Annotated in this window: 19 protein-coding genes; 7 read left to right on the plus strand and 12 right to left on the minus strand. The window is 59.3% G+C overall.

From position 1 onward, the window contains the following. Window position 1: 1 nt before the first annotated feature. On the plus strand, window positions 2-904 hold the full coding sequence (locus tag EAO82_RS02385; protein ID WP_096345575.1) for a hypothetical protein: 903 nt from the start codon (window positions 2-4) through the stop codon (window positions 902-904). Window positions 905-1,010: 106 nt separating this feature from the next. Further along, window positions 1,011-1,886: a signal peptidase I gene (gene lepB, locus EAO82_RS02390; protein WP_143520278.1), complete on the plus strand. Its 876-nt coding sequence runs from the start codon at window positions 1,011-1,013 to the stop codon at window positions 1,884-1,886. Between the two features lie 35 nt (window positions 1,887-1,921). On the opposite strand, the gene EAO82_RS02395 is transcribed toward lepB, so the two are convergent. From EAO82_RS02395 to EAO82_RS02425, 7 genes are all read right to left on the minus strand, one after another. Continuing rightward, window positions 1,922-3,289 carry a TRAP transporter large permease subunit gene (locus tag EAO82_RS02395; RefSeq protein WP_096345647.1) on the minus strand — a complete coding sequence of 456 codons (1,368 nt, stop codon included), beginning with the start codon at window positions 3,287-3,289 and terminating at the stop codon, window positions 1,922-1,924. Window positions 3,290-3,291: 2 nt separating this feature from the next. Next, window positions 3,292-3,867, minus strand: coding sequence for a TRAP transporter small permease subunit (locus EAO82_RS02400; protein WP_096345577.1), 576 nt, complete (start codon window positions 3,865-3,867; stop codon window positions 3,292-3,294). A gap of 78 nt (window positions 3,868-3,945) precedes the next feature. After that, window positions 3,946-4,338, minus strand: coding sequence for an acyl-CoA thioesterase (locus EAO82_RS02405; RefSeq protein ID WP_096345578.1), 393 nt, complete (start codon window positions 4,336-4,338; stop codon window positions 3,946-3,948). 179 nt (window positions 4,339-4,517) lie between these two features. Next, on the minus strand, window positions 4,518-5,177 hold the full coding sequence (locus EAO82_RS02410; RefSeq protein ID WP_096345579.1) for an NADPH-dependent FMN reductase: 660 nt from the start codon (window positions 5,175-5,177) through the stop codon (window positions 4,518-4,520). A 91-nt stretch (window positions 5,178-5,268) separates the two neighbouring features. Further along, entirely contained in the window at window positions 5,269-6,336 is a 1,068-nt protein-coding gene (arsB, locus tag EAO82_RS02415) for an ACR3 family arsenite efflux transporter (protein ID WP_096345580.1), read from the minus strand. After that, window positions 6,329-6,667 (minus strand): ArsR/SmtB family transcription factor, encoded by a 339-nt coding sequence (locus EAO82_RS02420; protein WP_096345581.1) that lies wholly within the window; start codon window positions 6,665-6,667, stop codon window positions 6,329-6,331. The genes arsB and EAO82_RS02420 overlap by 8 nt, the downstream gene beginning before the upstream one ends. A gap of 213 nt (window positions 6,668-6,880) precedes the next feature. Next, window positions 6,881-7,192, minus strand: a complete 312-nt coding sequence (locus EAO82_RS02425; RefSeq protein WP_096345582.1) for a c-type cytochrome — start codon at window positions 7,190-7,192, stop codon at window positions 6,881-6,883. Window positions 7,193-7,488: 296 nt separating this feature from the next. Here EAO82_RS02425 and EAO82_RS02430 point away from each other — a divergent pair, with 296 nt between their 5' ends. Next, entirely contained in the window at window positions 7,489-8,643 is a 1,155-nt protein-coding gene (locus EAO82_RS02430) for an iron-containing alcohol dehydrogenase (protein ID WP_096345583.1), read from the plus strand. 194 nt (window positions 8,644-8,837) lie between these two features. Next, window positions 8,838-9,752, plus strand: coding sequence for a response regulator (locus EAO82_RS02435; protein ID WP_096345584.1), 915 nt, complete (start codon window positions 8,838-8,840; stop codon window positions 9,750-9,752). A gap of 73 nt (window positions 9,753-9,825) precedes the next feature. Here the strand turns inward: EAO82_RS02435 and phoR are convergent, their stop codons facing one another. The 4 genes from phoR to EAO82_RS02455 all read right to left on the minus strand — a co-directional run bounded on the left by phoR (window position 9,826) and on the right by EAO82_RS02455 (window position 13,466). Then, entirely contained in the window at window positions 9,826-11,118 is a 1,293-nt protein-coding gene (gene phoR, locus EAO82_RS02440) for a phosphate regulon sensor histidine kinase PhoR (RefSeq protein WP_174958677.1), read from the minus strand. A gap of 71 nt (window positions 11,119-11,189) precedes the next feature. Continuing rightward, window positions 11,190-11,879 (minus strand): phosphate regulon transcriptional regulator PhoB, encoded by a 690-nt coding sequence (gene phoB / locus EAO82_RS02445; protein ID WP_096345648.1) that lies wholly within the window; start codon window positions 11,877-11,879, stop codon window positions 11,190-11,192. 110 nt (window positions 11,880-11,989) lie between these two features. Next, window positions 11,990-12,892, minus strand: a complete 903-nt coding sequence (gene ubiA, locus EAO82_RS02450) for a 4-hydroxybenzoate octaprenyltransferase (protein ID WP_231703268.1) — start codon at window positions 12,890-12,892, stop codon at window positions 11,990-11,992. 25 nt (window positions 12,893-12,917) lie between these two features. Continuing rightward, window positions 12,918-13,466, minus strand: coding sequence for a chorismate--pyruvate lyase family protein (locus tag EAO82_RS02455; protein ID WP_231703269.1), 549 nt, complete (start codon window positions 13,464-13,466; stop codon window positions 12,918-12,920). Window positions 13,467-13,612: 146 nt separating this feature from the next. On the opposite strand from EAO82_RS02455, the gene EAO82_RS02460 reads away from it, so the two are divergent. The 3 genes from EAO82_RS02460 to EAO82_RS02470 all read left to right on the plus strand — a co-directional run bounded on the left by EAO82_RS02460 (window position 13,613) and on the right by EAO82_RS02470 (window position 15,440). After that, window positions 13,613-13,780, plus strand: coding sequence for a rubredoxin (locus tag EAO82_RS02460; protein ID WP_096345587.1), 168 nt, complete (start codon window positions 13,613-13,615; stop codon window positions 13,778-13,780). 20 nt (window positions 13,781-13,800) lie between these two features. After that, window positions 13,801-14,955 (plus strand): NAD(P)/FAD-dependent oxidoreductase, encoded by a 1,155-nt coding sequence (locus tag EAO82_RS02465; RefSeq protein WP_096345588.1) that lies wholly within the window; start codon window positions 13,801-13,803, stop codon window positions 14,953-14,955. 212 nt (window positions 14,956-15,167) lie between these two features. Continuing rightward, window positions 15,168-15,440: an HU family DNA-binding protein gene (locus tag EAO82_RS02470; RefSeq protein ID WP_096345589.1), complete on the plus strand. Its 273-nt coding sequence runs from the start codon at window positions 15,168-15,170 to the stop codon at window positions 15,438-15,440. A 187-nt stretch (window positions 15,441-15,627) separates the two neighbouring features. Here the strand turns inward: EAO82_RS02470 and EAO82_RS02475 are convergent, their stop codons facing one another. Beyond that, entirely contained in the window at window positions 15,628-17,031 is a 1,404-nt protein-coding gene (locus tag EAO82_RS02475) for an aminoacyl-tRNA deacylase and HDOD domain-containing protein (RefSeq protein WP_096345590.1), read from the minus strand. Between the last annotated feature and the right edge of the window lie 66 nt (window positions 17,032-17,097).

Below are 17,097 nucleotides of genomic sequence, written 5' to 3' on the forward strand. Positions count from 1 at the left end.
CTTGAGAACGTTTTTCGTTGTGACCTGTTTTGCCGTGTTGCTGACCGGCTGCGCTGCTTTTGAGCAATCGCAGGAGCGGGAATCCACCGCGATGTTGATGATGACGGCCGCGGGGCAGGCAGAGGGCCTGCATGATCTGCGGGTGCCGCCGTCAGCGGTCGATGACCGAGCGGCGTTGATCCAGGCAGCTGAAGCGGCTCTGGTCAGCGAACTCGCGCCCCTGAATGTCGGCCGCGCCGAGCCAGCAAGCTATCCGGTGCAGGCAGCCTTTATGACCACCAGCGCCCGCACGGATCCGACCTTGCACAGCCGCGCCGGTATTGGCGTGATCGGCTGGATGCCGGCCAGCCGAGCGGAAAATGACCTTGCCGCCCGAACCGCCTGGTCAGAGGTCGTCGAACAGGCGGCCGCTCGGGCCTTGCCGGAGGGCTATGAAACGCAACCTTTCGAGTGGATTGACGTCTCGGCAGAGGGCAAGAAAAGCGCTCGCCGGGTGTTGCGGGTCCAGGGGCCGCTGTGTCTGGACTGGTCCTGTGTTCTGGACGGCGCCTTTACCAGCCGGGAAGCTCCGCGGTTGAACCCGGAAGGCCAGATGCAGCGCGTACAGACTCCCGAGTTGGCAGGGCATGGCGAAGCGGAGTCCTATACGCCGGTTCAGGCCAATCCCTTGAGTGTTCGCAGGCTGACAGCTCAGTATCTGGAGGTCGGTAACGGGCAGAGCCAGCAGTACCGTATGGAAACTCAACCGCTCGCCGAGTTCGACGTTAGCGCTTTCTACCTGCGATTAAGTGCCGAACTGCCTGAGTGGGCCTTCATCTTTGTCGGTTCGGAGAATGCGGTGTATGACCCTGTCGTTCCGGTGGTGCTGCATCAGGGCGAGGAGCTGTTCTTTGCCGTTCCGTGAGCTGGGCAGCGATAGCGTCATTGGGTCGCAGGGGTCAGGATGCGTGAGTGTGCAACAACTGTATAAATGACCGGTCTATACCCCGGACGTTAACCGAGGTGAGACCTTGACCCAACCTGACCCCACAGCTGAAACGAACTTTGCTACTGCCGCCACATGGTCTCCGCGAGCCTGGATTGCCCTGGTGCTGGGCGTGGTGGTGCAGCCTTTTGTCTTTCTCTATATCAACCGTCCACGCATTTTCGCCGTCTATCTGTTGCTGGCGCTTTGTGCGCTGGCGGCGGATTTTTACTGGACGGTGGGTTATTTCAATCTGCTGCTGAGCGTGCTTTGCCCGCTGCATGCCTGGTGGTTGATTCGCCGCTATGACAGGCGCCAGGTGCGCGGCTGGTATGCACGCTGGTGGGTCAGTCTGGGGCTGTATCTGTGTCTGGTAATGAGCATCTTTGCGTTTCGCAGCTTTCTTTACGAGCCCTTTACCGTGCCTTCCGCATCGATGAATCCGACGCTGGAAGCGGGCGATCGCATTGTGGTGCGCAAGCTGGGGTTTGGTCATTACGCGAGCCTGGGACTTAACCTGGGGACGCCGGGTGTGACCGATCCGCAGCAGATGCACCGGGGCGAGGTGTATGTATTCCTGCATCCCGAGCTCAATGTACCTTATGTAAAGCGCCTGCTTGGTCTGCCGGGGGACCGCCTGGAGTTCACCGAGCGCACGGTGTTGGTCAACGGGCAGGCGCTGGCAGTGCAATCCGATATGCAGGACGAACAGCAGCAGCTATTGACTGAAACCGCTGGCGCAGTGAGCTATCACATCCGCCATATGAGCCAGCCGGTATCGCCGGCCACCGGCACCTTTGTCGTGCCTGAAGGCCAATACTTCTTTGTCGGCGATAATCGCGACGATTCATCCGACAGTCGCCACTGGGGCCCAGTCAGCAGTGAGAATATCATTGGCGAAGTCGTCTGGGTGATCGACTGAGCCGCGGCTCAGAGCACCGCCCAAGTCGCAACGCGTTAGAGCAGCCCGGGCAACCAGGTAACCAGCCCCGGCCAGATTGCGACTATGATCAGCATCAATAACTGAATCGCAATAAAGGGCAACACCCCGCGGTAGATCGCAGAGGTAGGCACGCTGGGCGGTGTGACGCCGCGCAGATAGAACAGCGCAAAGCCGAAGGGTGGCGTCAGGAAAGAGGTTTGCAGGTTCAGCGCGATCATCACGCCGAGCCAGATGGGGTCCAGGCCCATCATCAACAGCACCGGACCGACAATGGGCACCACGACAAAGGTGATCTCGATAAAGTCGAGAATAAAGCCGAGCAGAAAGATCACCAGCATCACCAGCAACGTCGCGGTAAAGACGCCACCGGGCAGTTGATTGAACAGCCCGTGGATCATGTCCTCACCACCAAAGCCGCGGAACACCAGCGAGAAAATCGAGGCGCCGATCAGGATCATGAACACCATGGCGCTGATGTCGGTGGTCGCGGTGGTCACTTCACGCAGCCGGCGGAAGGTCAGTTGCCGCTTGGCGATGGCTAACAAGGTGGCGCCCACGGCGCCGACGGCAGCGGCCTCGGTGGGCGTGGCGATACCCCAGAGAATCGAGCCCAGCACGGTGAGTATCAACAAAAGCGGGGGAAGCAGTGCGGCAAACAACTTGCCCACGTGCAATTCACCGCGCTCTTCCTTGCTCATCGCCGGCAGTTTGGCCGGCTGCCGCCAGGCGACCAATGCCAGGTAGGCCAGGTACAGCAGCACCAGTAACAGCCCGGGCAGCAGGGAGCCCATAAACAGATCGCCGACCGTGACCGTCTTGGGTGAGAAGATGCCCATGCGCAACTGCGCCTGCTGATAGGCGTTGGACAGCACATCACCGAGCAGCACCAGCACGATGGAGGGCGGAATGATCTGCCCCAGCGTGCCGGTCGCCGCGAGTGTGCCGGTGGCCAGCGCCGGATCATAGCCGCGCTTGAGCATGGTCGGCAGCGCCAGCAGACCCAGCGTCACCACGGTGGCGCCGACTATGCCGGTGCTGGCCGCCAGCAAGGCACCGACCAGGCACACGGAAAACGCCAGGCCGCCCCGCAGGCCGCCGAACAGCCGCGACATGGATTCGAGCAGGTCTTCGGCGACACGGGACTTTTCCAGCATCACCCCCATGAATACGAACAGCGGGACCGCCAGCAAGGTCGCGTTGTTCATGGTGCCGAACAGACGGCTGGGCAGGGCGCCGAAGAAGCTCGGGTCGAATACGCCCAGCAGCACGCCGGCGCCTGCAAAGAGCAGCGACAAGCCGCCGAGAGTAAAGGCCACCGGGTAGCCGGCCATCAACGTCAGACACAGGCAGATAAACAGCCCGATGGCCATGAATTCCGGCAGGCTCACAGGTGCTCTCCCGGTTGCTCTGTTATCGGTACGTCAGGCAGGTGCGTGGGTAGAATTCCGGCAAGCACGCAGGCGGTCTTGATGATTTGCGCCAAGGCTTGTAAAAGCAGGCTGGCAACCAAAAGCTGGATGATGCTCTTTTGCCAATAAACCCAGGGCAGCCCACCGGCATCGGCGGAGCGCTCATTGCGCGCCCAGGACACCGCCACATAATCCCAGCAGTTCCAGGCCAGAAACAGGCACATGGGTAGCAGGAAGATCAAACTGCCGGTCAGATCGACCAGCGCCTGGCGCCGCGGCGGCATGCTGCGGAAAAAGATGTCGACCCGCACATGGGCGTCACGTTGCAGAGCCCAGGCGGCCGCACCCATGAACACCAGCGCATGGCAGTACATCACCAGTTCCTGGGTGGCGGTAGCGCCCAGATCAAAGCCGTAGCGCATCGCGACGACGAACACCGTCAGCAGGACCATGGCCAGCGTCAGCCAACTCAGTAGCCGTCCCATGACGCTATTCAGCGTATCGATGAGGCGGGCAATAGACAGGCAACTGGAGGCAAATCGACCGGGCATGGCAGGGGTGTTCCAGATAGAAGCGCCCCGGCACTCAGCACCGGGCAGGCTAGGGGCAGACGATAAGGGCGGTTCGTTTCAGGACGGAATAATGCGCGTCCGGCCGCGGTCGTCGATGGCGACGAAAACGAATATGGCTTCGGTCACCTTGCGGCTTTCGTCGTGGGCAAGATCCTCGCTCCAGACCTCGACCAGCATCTTCACCGAGCTGCGACCGATTTCCAGCACGTGGGCATGGAAGGCCAACTGCGCGCCGATCGGTACCGGTACCATAAACCCCATCCGATCGATGGCGACGGTTGCCACACGGCCACGCGCCAAGCGGGCTGCGGTACTGGAGCCGGCGATGTCCATCTGCGATACCAGCCAGCCGCCGAAAATATCACCAAAGCTATTACCGTCGCGCGGCAGAGCAGTGATCTTGAGCGCCAGCTCCCCCTTGGGTAGCGGGTCCTTGTCTAATTCGTGCATGGATTACTCAATAATGGTCTGTTGTATTTATTATCTTCACTCATGCGGTGAATGATCGTTGACATTCCTAAAACAGCGCTATGGTAAGGGAATGCGGGCTGCGTCTCAATCTTTGTCTGTCGCGGCTTGAGCCCGTAACAGAGGCGCTGCTTCAAGTAACGCGGTCGCACCAAAAAGAGTCATGGCGCGTTGCGTTGGGTCGGGCTTTTAGTGAACGCAGAGATTCGCTTGTGGGGGTCGTCTTCGCCCCGTTGCCGCTGGGCCGCACTGGCCCACCAATCAAGCTGTTCGAATGTACGCCCCAGGTAGCCATTCCAGCGCTTCAAGTCGCTGCCGGCTGACCACCCACCTTCTTCTGTCAAAACAGTCTGTGCTTCAGGCACATGGATCATCGCTGAAACCGGCAGGCAGCCCATTTCCGAGAGGAAGCTGCGCATACCCACCGCAGCACGCACGCCCCCCCATTGCCCGGCGGAATAGGTAACGATGGCGCTGGGTTTGTAGGAAAACAGCGAGCTGCCGAAATGATTCAGCAGATGCGCCAATGCCGGGCTCATCGAATGATTGTATTCGGGGCTGACCATCACGTAACCATCTGCCATCTTGATCTTTTCAGCCAGCTTTTCCAGCGCTGCCGGCGCTTTGCTGGGAGCATAGGCAAAGTGCGGTTTGAAGACCGTGCCCAGGTCATAGTCCAGCGGGTCAATCAGCTCGGCCGAATTGTCTGACGCGTCTATATGCGCCAGACAGGCACGTGCCACGCGCAGACCGAGGCGGGCTGGCCGCGGTGGTGTGCTGTCCCGAGTAGTGCCGAGAAAGATCAGAAAATGCTTACTCACCGGCTTGCTCCGCAAACTGTTTCAGGTGACTAATGTGCGCCGGCTGTCGCAGCCGGCGGTCTGGTTAGGGACGTTTATGTTTTCAACATCTTTACTGGCTTTGCCGGCGGGGAAACCAGTGCTGGGTGCGGTTGGCAAACGCCACCAGCGACAGCATCACTGGCACTTCCACCAGTACACCCACCACGGTTACCAGCGCGGCTCCAGAGTTGAGGCCGAACATGCCGATGGCCACGGCGACGGCCAGTTCGAAAAAGTTTGAAGTGCCAATCATTGCGCAGGGCGCAGCGACATTGAACGGGACCTTCCATAGCCTCGCCGCAGCGTAAGCGATGGCGAAAATGCCGTAGGACTGGATCAGCAGGGGCACTGCGATCAGACCAATCAGCAGTGGCTGTTGCAGAATGACATTGCCCTGGAAGCCAAAGAGCAACACCACAGTGGCCAGCAGGCCAAGCACGGACAAGGGTTTTACCTCGGACGTAAAGCGCTTTACCGCCTCTTCCGCAGCCTTTTTCGAGCTGGCCCCGGCGCTGATTTGCCAGCGCGTCAGCACACCGGCAATCAGCGGGATCAGTACATACAGTGCTACCGAGAGAATCAGCGTTGCCCAGGGTACTTCGATGTCAGTCACCCCGAGCAGCAGTGCCACGATAGGCGCAAAGGCAAAGATCATGATGACGTCGTTCAGTGCAACCTGGGCCAGGGTGTAATTGGGATCGCCCTTGGTCAGCTGCGACCAGACAAACACCATGGCCGTGCACGGCGCTGCGCCAAGGAGGATCAAGCCGGCAATGTACTGGCTGGCGTTGGCCGGATCGATCAGATCAATAAAGAAATAATGGAAGAACAGCACACCCAGACCAGCCATGGTGAAAGGCTTGATCAGCCAGTTCACCACCAGGGTGATAATCAAGCCCTTGGGTCGCTCATGAACACGCTTGAGGCTGCTGAAATCCACCGACACCATCATTGGGTAGACCATGAACCAGATCAGAGCCGCGACGATGAAGTTTACTGAGCCGTATTCCATGGATGCCAGCCACTGCACACCCCCAGGCAGCGAACTACCCAAGGCTATACCGGCCGCTATGGCCAGCGCCACCCAGACCGACAGATAGCGTTCGAAAGCGGAGATGGAGCTGCTGGAATCAGTCATGGCTACGCATCCGGTCGGGAATACTGCAATCCTGATCCTGTGTGGCCGCCTGGCGCACAGCGTTGTCGAGCCAGTCTGCCAGCTCGCTGAGGGTTGCCGGGTTGAGTGAATAGCAGATGCGCGGGTGCTCTATTTCACCGGTGATGACCCCCGACGCCTTCAGAATGCGCAGGTGTTCCGAGACGGTTGATTGCGCCAGACCGATTTCTTCGACGATATCCCCGCCGATACAGCTTTGCCGATCAACCAGCAGTTGCACGATCCGAATCCGCGCAGGATGGCCGAGTGCCTTGGCAAGCTTGGCGAGCGTATTGACGTTAAGCTTGGTCATAGAGCCACTTCATATCGTTTATCGTCGTTTAACGATACAGAAGATCAGGAAAATGGCAAGAGGTTGTACGAGAGTCTTGCAGGTATAGGCGCTTGGACGTGCAGAGAAGATGGGCAGAGCTTATACCGTACCGAGCGCATGTGCCGTGCTGTACAGCACAGGCGTCGGCGGTATTACCCTGAAACCGGAAAAGAAGCCCGCATCCAGAGGTACTTACTTCAGGCTCAGAACCCACTCGGCCAGTTCAGTGGCTTCTTCGTCGGTGACCTGGTTGGCCGGCATCGGGATCGGGCCCCACAGACCGGAGACGCCGTTTTTGATATGTCCGGCAACAGTCGCTACTGCGCCTTCTTCGCCTTTGTATTTGGCCGCGACATCTTTCAGCGCGGGGCCGACCAGTTTGCTGTCTACTTTATGGCAGGCAACGCAGGGCTTGCTGTTGAACAGTGCTTCGCCGTCAGCGAGCGCCAGAGGGGCGGCGAGCAGAGCGCCGACAGTCATCAAGGGTAGTATCAAATGTTTCATGGTGTTTCCTCACAGGGCTAATCAGGTGCGTAGTGCCGATCTGAATGACGGCTTTTACGCAGCATGCAATCAAATTGCCGCTTTAACCTGGACAACACAAGTGGCGATTTGTCGCAGAATACGTAGGCGCGGCTCCTTTTGGGCGGGGCTGATAATGCCTTGGCAGAGAACAGCAATGGACGCGGTCAGCATGTTTGGGTATGTTTCGGGACACAAAATCGTTCTGTATCTATTGTTGTGCATCTGCGCGCTATGGCGCCGGTGACACTTTCTTCGGCAATTGTATTGGAGGCAACATGGAAATCACGTCCTACAGCATGAACTGGCACTACCCCACCGCGATGCGGGTAGGCGCCGGGCGTATTCGTGAACTCGGCAAATGTTGTGGGCAGTTGGGCATGCAGGCGCCGCTGCTGGTCACCGATCCGGGTCTGGCTGCTTTCCCCATGGTCGAAGCGGCGCTGCAGAATTGCCGTGATGCAGGGCTGCGAGTGGGGCTGTTCAGTGCGATCAAAGGTAATCCCACTGGCACTAATGTCGCCGACGGTGTGGCCGCATTGAAAGCCGGTGAACACGATGGTGTGATTGCCTTTGGCGGAGGCTCCGCTATCGATGCGGCCAAGGCCATTGCGCTGATTGCCCACCAGAGCTGCGGCTTGTTCGAAGCCAACCCGGGCACGGTAGACGCCAGCAAGATGCTGCCGGTGGTCGCCGTGCCGACCACTGCCGGTACCGGCTCGGAAGTGGGCCAGGCGGTGGTGATCACTGACGAAGACAAGCACGTCAAGCGTCCGATTTTTCACCTGAAGATGGTGCCGGGCATTGTCATTCTGGATCCCGAGCTGACCCTGGGCCTACCGCCCAAACTCACTGCCGCTACCGGTATGGATGCGCTGGCGCACAACCTGGAAGCCTACTGCACGCCGCTCTACCATCCGATGGCCGAAGCCGTCGCCCTGGAGGGCATGCGTCTGGTCAAGGAATACCTGCCGCGCGCCACGGCCAACGGGCAGGATGTGGAAGCACGCCAACAGATGCTGGTGGCGTCCAGCATGGGCGCGGTGGCATTTCAGCGGGGTCTGGGTGCTATTCATGCGGTGTCGCATACCCTGGGCGCGCTTTACGACAGCCATCACGGGCTGCTGAATGCGATCATGATGCCCTATGTACTACAGGCTAATCGCGCGCAGATCGAACCTGAAATGCTGCGTCTGTCGCGTTATCTGGACTTGCCCACCCCGGGCTTTGAAGGCGTCCTGGCGTGGATTCTACAATTGCGTGCCGAGCTTGATATTCCGCATACTCTGGCCGATATCGGCATGGACGACAGTCAGGCCGAGACTATCGGCAAGATGTCCGCACGGGACGTTACTGCGCGTACCAACGCAGTGCAGATGGATGCGACTCAGTACCAGCAACTGTTTCTAAATGCCTTGAAGGGCACACTTTAAGGCGCGATCCGTCGCGGCTTTTGCGTAGCTCATAGCCCGTGTTAGAGCGGTTACCATATGTTAGTGCAAATGCCGGCCCGGGCCTGCGCATTTGCGCTGTTTGTCTGTTTCCGGCGCAGGATTCGCTGACATGTCTGTGGTTTAGCGGCGGTCTGCGCTAAGCTTGGACTGAAATTCAGCTCAAGAGAAATGAGATGGCTAAAGTATCGGCCCTGATAGTGGATGATGCGCCCTTTATCCGCGATCTGGTGAAGAAAGCCCTGCGTGGACAATTCCCCGGTTTGCAGATCGAAGAGGCGGTGAACGGACGCAAAGCGCAACAAGTGCTTAGTCGTCAGGGTTTCGACCTTATTCTCTGTGATTGGGAGATGCCGGAGATGAGCGGGCTGGAACTGCTGCAGTGGTTCCGCGTCCAGCCAGGCTCGGAGAAAACCCCGTTCATCATGGTGACCAGTCGCGGTGACAAGGAAAATGTCATCGAGGCGATCCAGTCCGGGGTCAGCGACTACATAGGCAAGCCTTTTACCAACGATCAGCTCAGTGCCAAGGTGAAGAAGGCGCTGCATCGCAGCGGCAAGCTGGAACTGCTGATGGGACGTCAGCCGCAGGCGAGTACCGGCACCGCGCATGACTCGGTGAGCAATTTGATGGGTGGCAAAGCGTCTGCTCCGGCAGCCCCGCCCGTGGCGAAAGCGCCGCCAGTCAACCCTTTCGAACGCCTGACGCCGGCCACCCAAACGGCGGAGAAACCACCGGAAACCGCAGAAAAGCAGATTCGTGGCCAGGCCCAGTTGCGTCTGGCGGGTGAACAGTTCGCCTGCGTGGTCAAGGCGCTGAGCCTGCGTGACGCGCTGGTAGTAGTGCGCCGGGGCGAGCGTCTACCTCAGGTATTTGAAAGTGGAGTGCTGGATCTGGAGCAGGATGCTGATCAGTCTGTGGCGCGGATGAACGTCTACGTTCACAGCGTCGCGGCAATGGAAGCCACTGTGGACTGCGAGTGGCTGAAAGTGACGCTCAAATTCGTCGATCAAGACCCGCAGAAAATGGAGTACCTGTCCCGCCTGATCGCGTCGGGTAGCGCCCAGCGGCATTATTCGCCGAGCGCGTGAGGCTCGGCCGGACAGGTTCGACCGGACAGGTTCGGCCAGATAGGCTTGGCCGAACAGGCTCGGCCGGATGGGCTCAGACTAATCTTGCAGCAGGGAAGTGGCAGATAAACGTGCTGCCCTTGTCTGGCGCGCTGACGATATCCAGCTTGCCCTGGTGGCGCAGCAACACGTGTTTGACGATGGCCAGCCCCAGGCCGGTACCGCCGGTGTGAGTACTGCGGCTGGAATCCACTCGATAGAAGCGCTCGGTCAAGCGGTGGATATGTTGCGCAGCGATCCCGGTACCGTTATCCGCCACGCTCAGATGCGCGCCCTTGTCGTCCTGCCACCAGCGAATGTGAATTTCGCCGTTGTCCGGCGTGTATTTCACGGCATTGAACACCAGATTGGAAAAAGCGCTACGCAGTTCCATCTCGCTACCGCGCAGGCGCGTCTTGCTCGCCGCATCAAGGGTGATCTGGTGGTTGCGCTCGCCCGACAGCGCCTGGGCGTCGCGGCGAATGCCGATCAACATCAGGTCGATGTCCACCGCGGTTTCTTCGGTCACCTCATCGCCGGTCTCCAGTCGTGCCAGCATCAGCAGATCATTGAGCAGACTCTGCATGCGCGACGCCTGTTGCTGCATCTGGTGCAGAGGTCGTTTCCAGCGCGGATTGATTGGCTCTTCGCTGTCCTGCATGGTTTCCAGATAGCCGACCACCACCGTCAAGGGGGTGCGCAACTCATGGGATACGTTAGCGACGAAATCCTTGCGCATCTGCTCAAGGTTATGCAGACGAGTAACGTCCCGCACGACCATCAGCCGTTCGCCTTCACCGTAGTGGGTGACGGTGTATTGCAGCCAGGTGCTGACATCAATCGGTGAGGGGATGTCGAGTGGATCACGATAATTGCCGGTTTCAAAGAAATCGACGAAACGCGGATCGCGAATCAGATTGGTCACGTATTGCCCGCTGTCATCCGGAGCGCGCAGCCCGAGCATGCGCTCGGCGGCGTGGTTCCACCATTCCAGCTTGCCTTTGCTGTCGATCATGACGACGGCATCACTCAGTGCGGCGGTGGACGCCTGAATACGATCAATGACCAATTGCAGGCGCGTGCGCATGCGGTTATTGCGTCGCTGCAAATGGTGAATGCTGTCAAAGATATTACCCCAGACGCCGCTGGTCTCGGGTGGGGGCTCGTTGGGTTGGGTAGTCAGCCACTGGTGGAAGCGCAGCATCTGGCGCAGGTTCCACACCAGATAAGCGCTAAGGCCGACAACCAGTGCCCAGGCTATCTGACCGAATATCAATCCCGCGATCAGGCAGGGAAGAAGAATCCAGAACAGGCGATAGATCACGCCGCCCAGCCAGTTTGTCCTCACGCTTGCTCCCATAAGCTTTCAAACCCATACATTACGTCACTGAGGTGCATGCGTCATGCACCAGATCGGTATCAGCTTTTGGTCGAGAATCGGTAGCCGGTGCCGCGCACGGTTTGTACCAGGTGCTCGTACTGGTTACCCAGCGCCTTGCGCAAGCGGCGGATATGCACGTCGACCGTGCGTTCTTCAACGTAAACGTTGCCGCCCCAGACCTGGTCCAGCAGCTGGCCGCGAGTGTAGGCGCGCTCCTGGTGGGTCATGAAAAATTGCAGCAAGCGGTATTCGGTCGGGCCCATATCGGCGGGGCGGTCATCAATGGTGACGCGATGACTGGCCGGGTCCAGATGCAGACCATTGATCTCGATCGGCGCATCGTTATCGGCAGGGCCGGCACGGCGTAGTACGGCCTTCAAGCGGGCGACCAGCTCGCGCGGTGAAAACGGCTTGGTGATGTAATCATCGGCGCCGACTTCCAGGCCTTGGATCTTGTTATCTTCCTCACCTTTGGCGGTGAGCATGATGATCGGAATCTCGGCGGTCATCTCGTTGCGCTTGAGACGCCTGGCCAGCTCAATCCCTGTGGTACCTGGTAGCATCCAGTCAAGCAGGATCAGGTCCGGCTGCTTATCGATAATACAGGCGTGAGCCTGCTGGGTATTTTCTGCTTCGATGCAGTCATAGCCCGCCATTTCCAGCGCTACCGCGATCATTTCCCGGATTGGGGCTTCATCATCGACGATCAGTATGGTCTTGCCTGCCATGGTATTGCCATCCCGTTGCATTCTGCTGATATGCGCCGATTAGATAACACTTTTGTTGCAGTTGTGTGACGCCGGGATGGCGGCTCGGTTAATTCGGCCGAGATCCGGCCTTAAACCGCCGGGGCATTCACTGCAAAGTGCAGCGCCAAGCCGATAAAAACCAGCATGCCGACCCAGTGATTGGATAAAAATGCGCGCAGACAGGCTTGTGGATCACGATCGCGGATCAGCCACTGCTGCCAACCGAAACCCAGGAGCATGCCGATCAGTCCCAGGTAGTAGAACAACCCTAGCTCGAAGCGGCTGCCGACAACCAGCAGGCAGATCAGCGTCAGGCCCTGTAACACGCCTATCACCAGGCGGTCGGCCTCACCGAACAGAATGGCGGTCGACTTCACGCCGAGCTGCAGATCGTCTTCGCGGTCACACATGGCGTATTGGGTATCGTAGGCCACCGTCCACAGCAGGTTGGCGATATACAGTAGCCACAGCAGTATCGGCAGGCTGTTGGTCTGCGCGGCAAACGCCATCGGGATAGCCCACGAGAAGGCCGCCCCCAATACCAGTTGCGGGTAAAAGGTGAAGCGCTTGCAGAACGGGTAGATGGCTGCCAGAAACACCCCACCGAAGGACAGGGCGATGGTCAGACCGTTGGTGGCTAACACCAGCACGGCGCTGATGCCGACCAATATGCCGAAGGTAATCAGTGCTTCCTGCTCGGAAATGCGCCCGGTTGCCATCGGGCGCTCGCGGGTACGCCTGACGTGCCCATCGATCTTGCGGTCGGCAAAATCGTTGATCACACAGCCAGCGGCGCGCATAAAGATGACGCCCAATATGAAAATGATCAGCACCGGGATGCTCGGGATACCTTCCGCGGCCAGCCACAACGCCCAGAGCGTCGGCCACAACAACAGGTAGGTGCCGATCGGTCGGTCCAGACGCATCAGCTGGAAAAAATCCGGCGCGCGCGGATGCAGACGCGCGAGAGTAGTGGTAACAAAACCGGGCACAGCTGTACTCCTGTTGAATATCGATTCAGCCCGCGGGCCAGCCTGGCAGAAACACTTCGCATACCAGCAATGACAACTCACCGTCGCTGAACAGCGAGCGGCGGCCCCAGCAATCTGCCTGCTGCTCCGCCCAGGGCGATGGCAACCACGCAGATGGATAGCGGCTGATCTGCAATGGTCCGCGAGTGACCTTCGGATTGCTGAATAGTAACAGCCCCAGGCTGCGCGTACCCAGGCTCTGCAGATCAATATTCGAGGCGCTGACGGCCGCCAGTGGGGCCACGCTGCGGGCAAATACGCGTGGCGCGCCGGCCGTATGCAGCAGTACTTCGCGGGTCCAGACCGGCTCACCCACTGAGATGCCCAGCGCCTGCGCTTCATCTGCCCGTGCCGGCTGGCTCTGCTGTACCAGTAGCTGCACGTGAAAGTCATCCGCGCCAGCGTCGGTCAGACGCAAGGTCAGCGACCCCTGGTCATTCAACCAGTCGAGTAACGTCAGGCCGGGCGGGTCCGGGTGTTGTTCCACCGGATACCATTGCGGCGTTGCAGGCGGTGACGAAGGAGGTAAAGACACGGCGTGGACTCAGTCCTGGGCAGTCATTCAGGCGGCCAAGATTAGCATGAATACAGAGTGTTACGCTGGCCTGCGGCGGTCTTGGCCTTGCTGGGCATTTGCGGTAGTGTCTGCCCCAGTCTCCTTTAACCGTGATGGGTAGCCGTATGAAGAAGTGGCAATGTGTTGTCTGTGGTTTTATTTATGATGAAGCGGAAGGCTGGCCGGACGACGGCATCGCTGCCGGTACGGCCTGGGAAGACGTGCCCGGTGATTGGCAGTGCCCTGATTGTGGCGTTGGCAAGGAAGACTTTGAAATGATCGAGATTGGCTGAAGCAGCCACAGGAGTACGACGTGTCTGACAGCGCACCACTGATCATTCTGGGAACCGGTCTGGCCGGCTACAACCTGGCCCGCGAATTTCGCAAGCTCGACAGCCAGCGAGAGTTGCTGCTGGTCACCGCGGATGACGGCCGCTTCTACTCCAAACCCTTGCTTTCAACGGGCTTTGCCAAGGGTAAAGAAGCGGATGAGCTGGGTATGCAGGATGCGCAGACCATGGCGGCGCAGCTCAATGCGCAGGTGCTGACAGGGGTGCGCGTGACCGGCATCGATCGCGCAAATAAAACGCTGACACATGCTGACGGTGAGCTGCCGTATAGCGAGTTGGTGTTGGCCTGTGGTGCTCAGGCGCGGCAACTTCCGGACGCGGCGGTGATGGGCGAGCAGCTGTTGTCGATCAACGATTTACAGGACTACGCACGTTTTCGCCGCGCGCTGGCCGGCAAGCAACGGGTGCTTATTATCGGCGCCGGATTGATCGGCAGTGAATTTGCCAATGACCTGGCGAGTGCCGGCATGCAGGTGGAGGTAGTCGCGCCAGATGCACAGCTGATGCCCGGGCTGATTCCACCGCAAGTGGCAGCAGCGGTTCAGGCTGGGCTGGAAAGTCTCGGTGTGCGCTTTTATCTGGGCCGTTCGGTACGTGCGATGCAGCCGACCGAGGAAGGCCTGCAGGTCGAGCTGGACGATGGCAGCCATTTGCACGCGGAGCTGGGATTGTCTGCTATCGGCCTGATCGCCAATACCGATCTGGCCAGCAACGCAGGACTTGAATGTGGCCGCGGGGTCAAGGTCGATCGCCAGCTGCGCAGCAGTGATCCGGCAATTTACGCTCTTGGAGACTGTGCCGAAGTGCAGGGTCTGAGTCTGATGTACGTCATGCCGTTAATGACCGCGGCGCGCTCACTGGCGCAAACGCTGGCGGGCCAAACCACCCAGCTGGTCTACGGCCCCATGCCGGTGATGGTCAAAACACCCGCTTGCCCGTTGGTAGTGGCCCCGCCAGTGACGTCGCCCGACGGCAATTGGACGATCAGCGGCAGCGGCGCGGATATTACCGCGCTGTTCCATACCGCGCAGGGCGAACTGGCAGGCTACGCGTTGACGGGGGCGGCGGTGAGCCAGAAACTCGAGCTGAATCGTCAGCTTGCAGCGTGGTTGCCCTGACATAACCGACAGAATGGCAGGACCTTTCTGCCTTTTGTCGGGAAAACAGTGAATCACAGCACAGCGGGGAACTATTTCGACTGGCGTGTACGCCATAGTCGTGCCATTCTGATTAGGCTGTGAAGGCCAGTCCAGGCAGCTCTGCCCGGCCTGACAAGTCGTTGCGAGGATGCAGCGGCAGTAAAAACAAAAACAACACGAACGAGGCTTCTATGCGTAAACCGGATCTCGCTGCGGCTATTGCCGATAAGGCTGACCTAACCAAAGACCAGGCCAATCGCGTACTAAACGCGGTTCTTGATGAAATCACCCAGGCGCTCAGCCGCAAAGATACTGTGACCCTGGTCGGATTTGGTACCTTCCTCCAACGCCATCGTGGTGCCCGTACCGGCAAAAACCCGCAAACCGGCGCCCCTGTCGCCATCAAAGCCAGTAATACGGTGTCCTTCAAACCAGGCAAGAGCCTGAAAGAGTCGGTTAACTGAGTTACCGCTGCCGGGAGTCTGGGCAGGCCATCAACGTATGGCCCAGACTCCCGGATTAATACCATTCAGCGCATGCCTGGACCGCGGGCTTGGTTAGCTGTTCCGTCCAGATCCTGTATGTGACGACTGCCCCGTGAGGCAGACGCTACCCTGCGTAAAAACATCCCATTTCTATGCCGCGTCGGGCTCAGTCGTGCTGATAGCTGCTGACCAATACCTTGAGGGCATCACGGGCATCCAGCACCTTGTGAACAACCTGGCGGGCATCCTCATCGGTGAGTTCCAGGCGCTTGAGCAGCGCGTCCGGGATGTCTATCAGGGGTCCTCCGCCAATGCCCTCCTGGCGCAGCAGTGCCAATGCCAGGAACACCAGGTTGGCGTAGACGCTGTCTGGTCCCTGGTAGTCGCCATCATGTTGGTAGCGGATCGCGGTGGCCACCTCGGTAGGCATGTCCCAGAAGCGCATTAACCAGCTGCCGATCTGGTCGCGACTGACGCCGAGCAGATGCTGATCGATCAGCTCAACCGATACATGCGGGTTGGCTTCCTGATGCCGGCAGATGGTCTTGAAGTAAGGCGGAAAGATAAAGGCCAACACCAGATAGCCGAAATTGTGCAGCAACCCGGATAGGTAATTGAGGCCCAGCTCCGGTCGCTTGGCGCGCGGCATGGCTTTGGCCAGCCCTTCAATAACGGCGGCGGTATAGATCGCCTGCTCGCGGTAGTTGGTGTTTCCTTCGGGTGCATCCTTGGGCAGGCTGAAGGTTTTACCCAGGGATAGTCCCACCGCCAGATTGATCACCAGGTCAAAGCCCAGCACCCGGCCAATCGCATCCTCCACCGACCGGATTTTACCCGGGGCCGCATAGAACGGCGAGGAGGCCCAACTGACCACCTGTGCCGCCAGGCTTGGATCGGTTTCCACCACGTCGGCCAGATCGTCAATGCTGGCTTCGGGTTGGACGCGCAACTTCATGACCTTCTGCGCAGTGATCGGCATGGGTGGAATTTCAATGGTTTCTTCCAGGCGCTGACGCATGCGCAGGGCGGTGAAGTTAGTCACCGCACGGGTCAGGTCCTGGCTGTCCTGGGCTGGGTCTGCTGGCAGGTTCGGCAGGCTGTCCAACCGAATAGAGAAGCGCCCAGCGCTGGCCTTGTCGACCAGAGTTCGTGCCGCCTGTTGATCAATTTCCAGGCTCCAGCCATGCAGGCCGCTGTCCAGCCACAGGGTTGGATGCTCCAGCAAGCTTTGCTCGAATACACAGGGTGAGCTGAACAGTATCGGCAGGCCGGGCAATTGGTTAAGTTGGTGTTTGGCCAGAATACGCTGTAGTTGCACGGCGCGGACTGGCTCCAGCTCGCGGCCGAGCAACACGCCGATGTTCTTCAGATCCAATAAATGGTCTTTGGGAAACAAGGCCAGTACCGTACCCAGGCTATCGCACAGCAGCGAGGCCTGGACCTGCTGAGCCGCCGGACCGGCATGCCGTGACGGTCGCAGCTGATAGCTGAGCCCCTGCTGTTGCAGCAGCTTTTCTATCAGGTGGGGCAGGCTGGCGTTGGCCTCCTCGGAGGCGGCAAGGGTATTCATCGGCATGGTCCTTGTTCAGGGAGACAGGATGAGTTGCTTCCGCTAAAGCGGGCACTGGACCGCAGT

Source organism: Halopseudomonas pelagia (genome assembly GCF_009497895.1).
Taxonomy (GTDB): domain Bacteria; phylum Pseudomonadota; class Gammaproteobacteria; order Pseudomonadales; family Pseudomonadaceae; genus Halopseudomonas; species Halopseudomonas pelagia_A.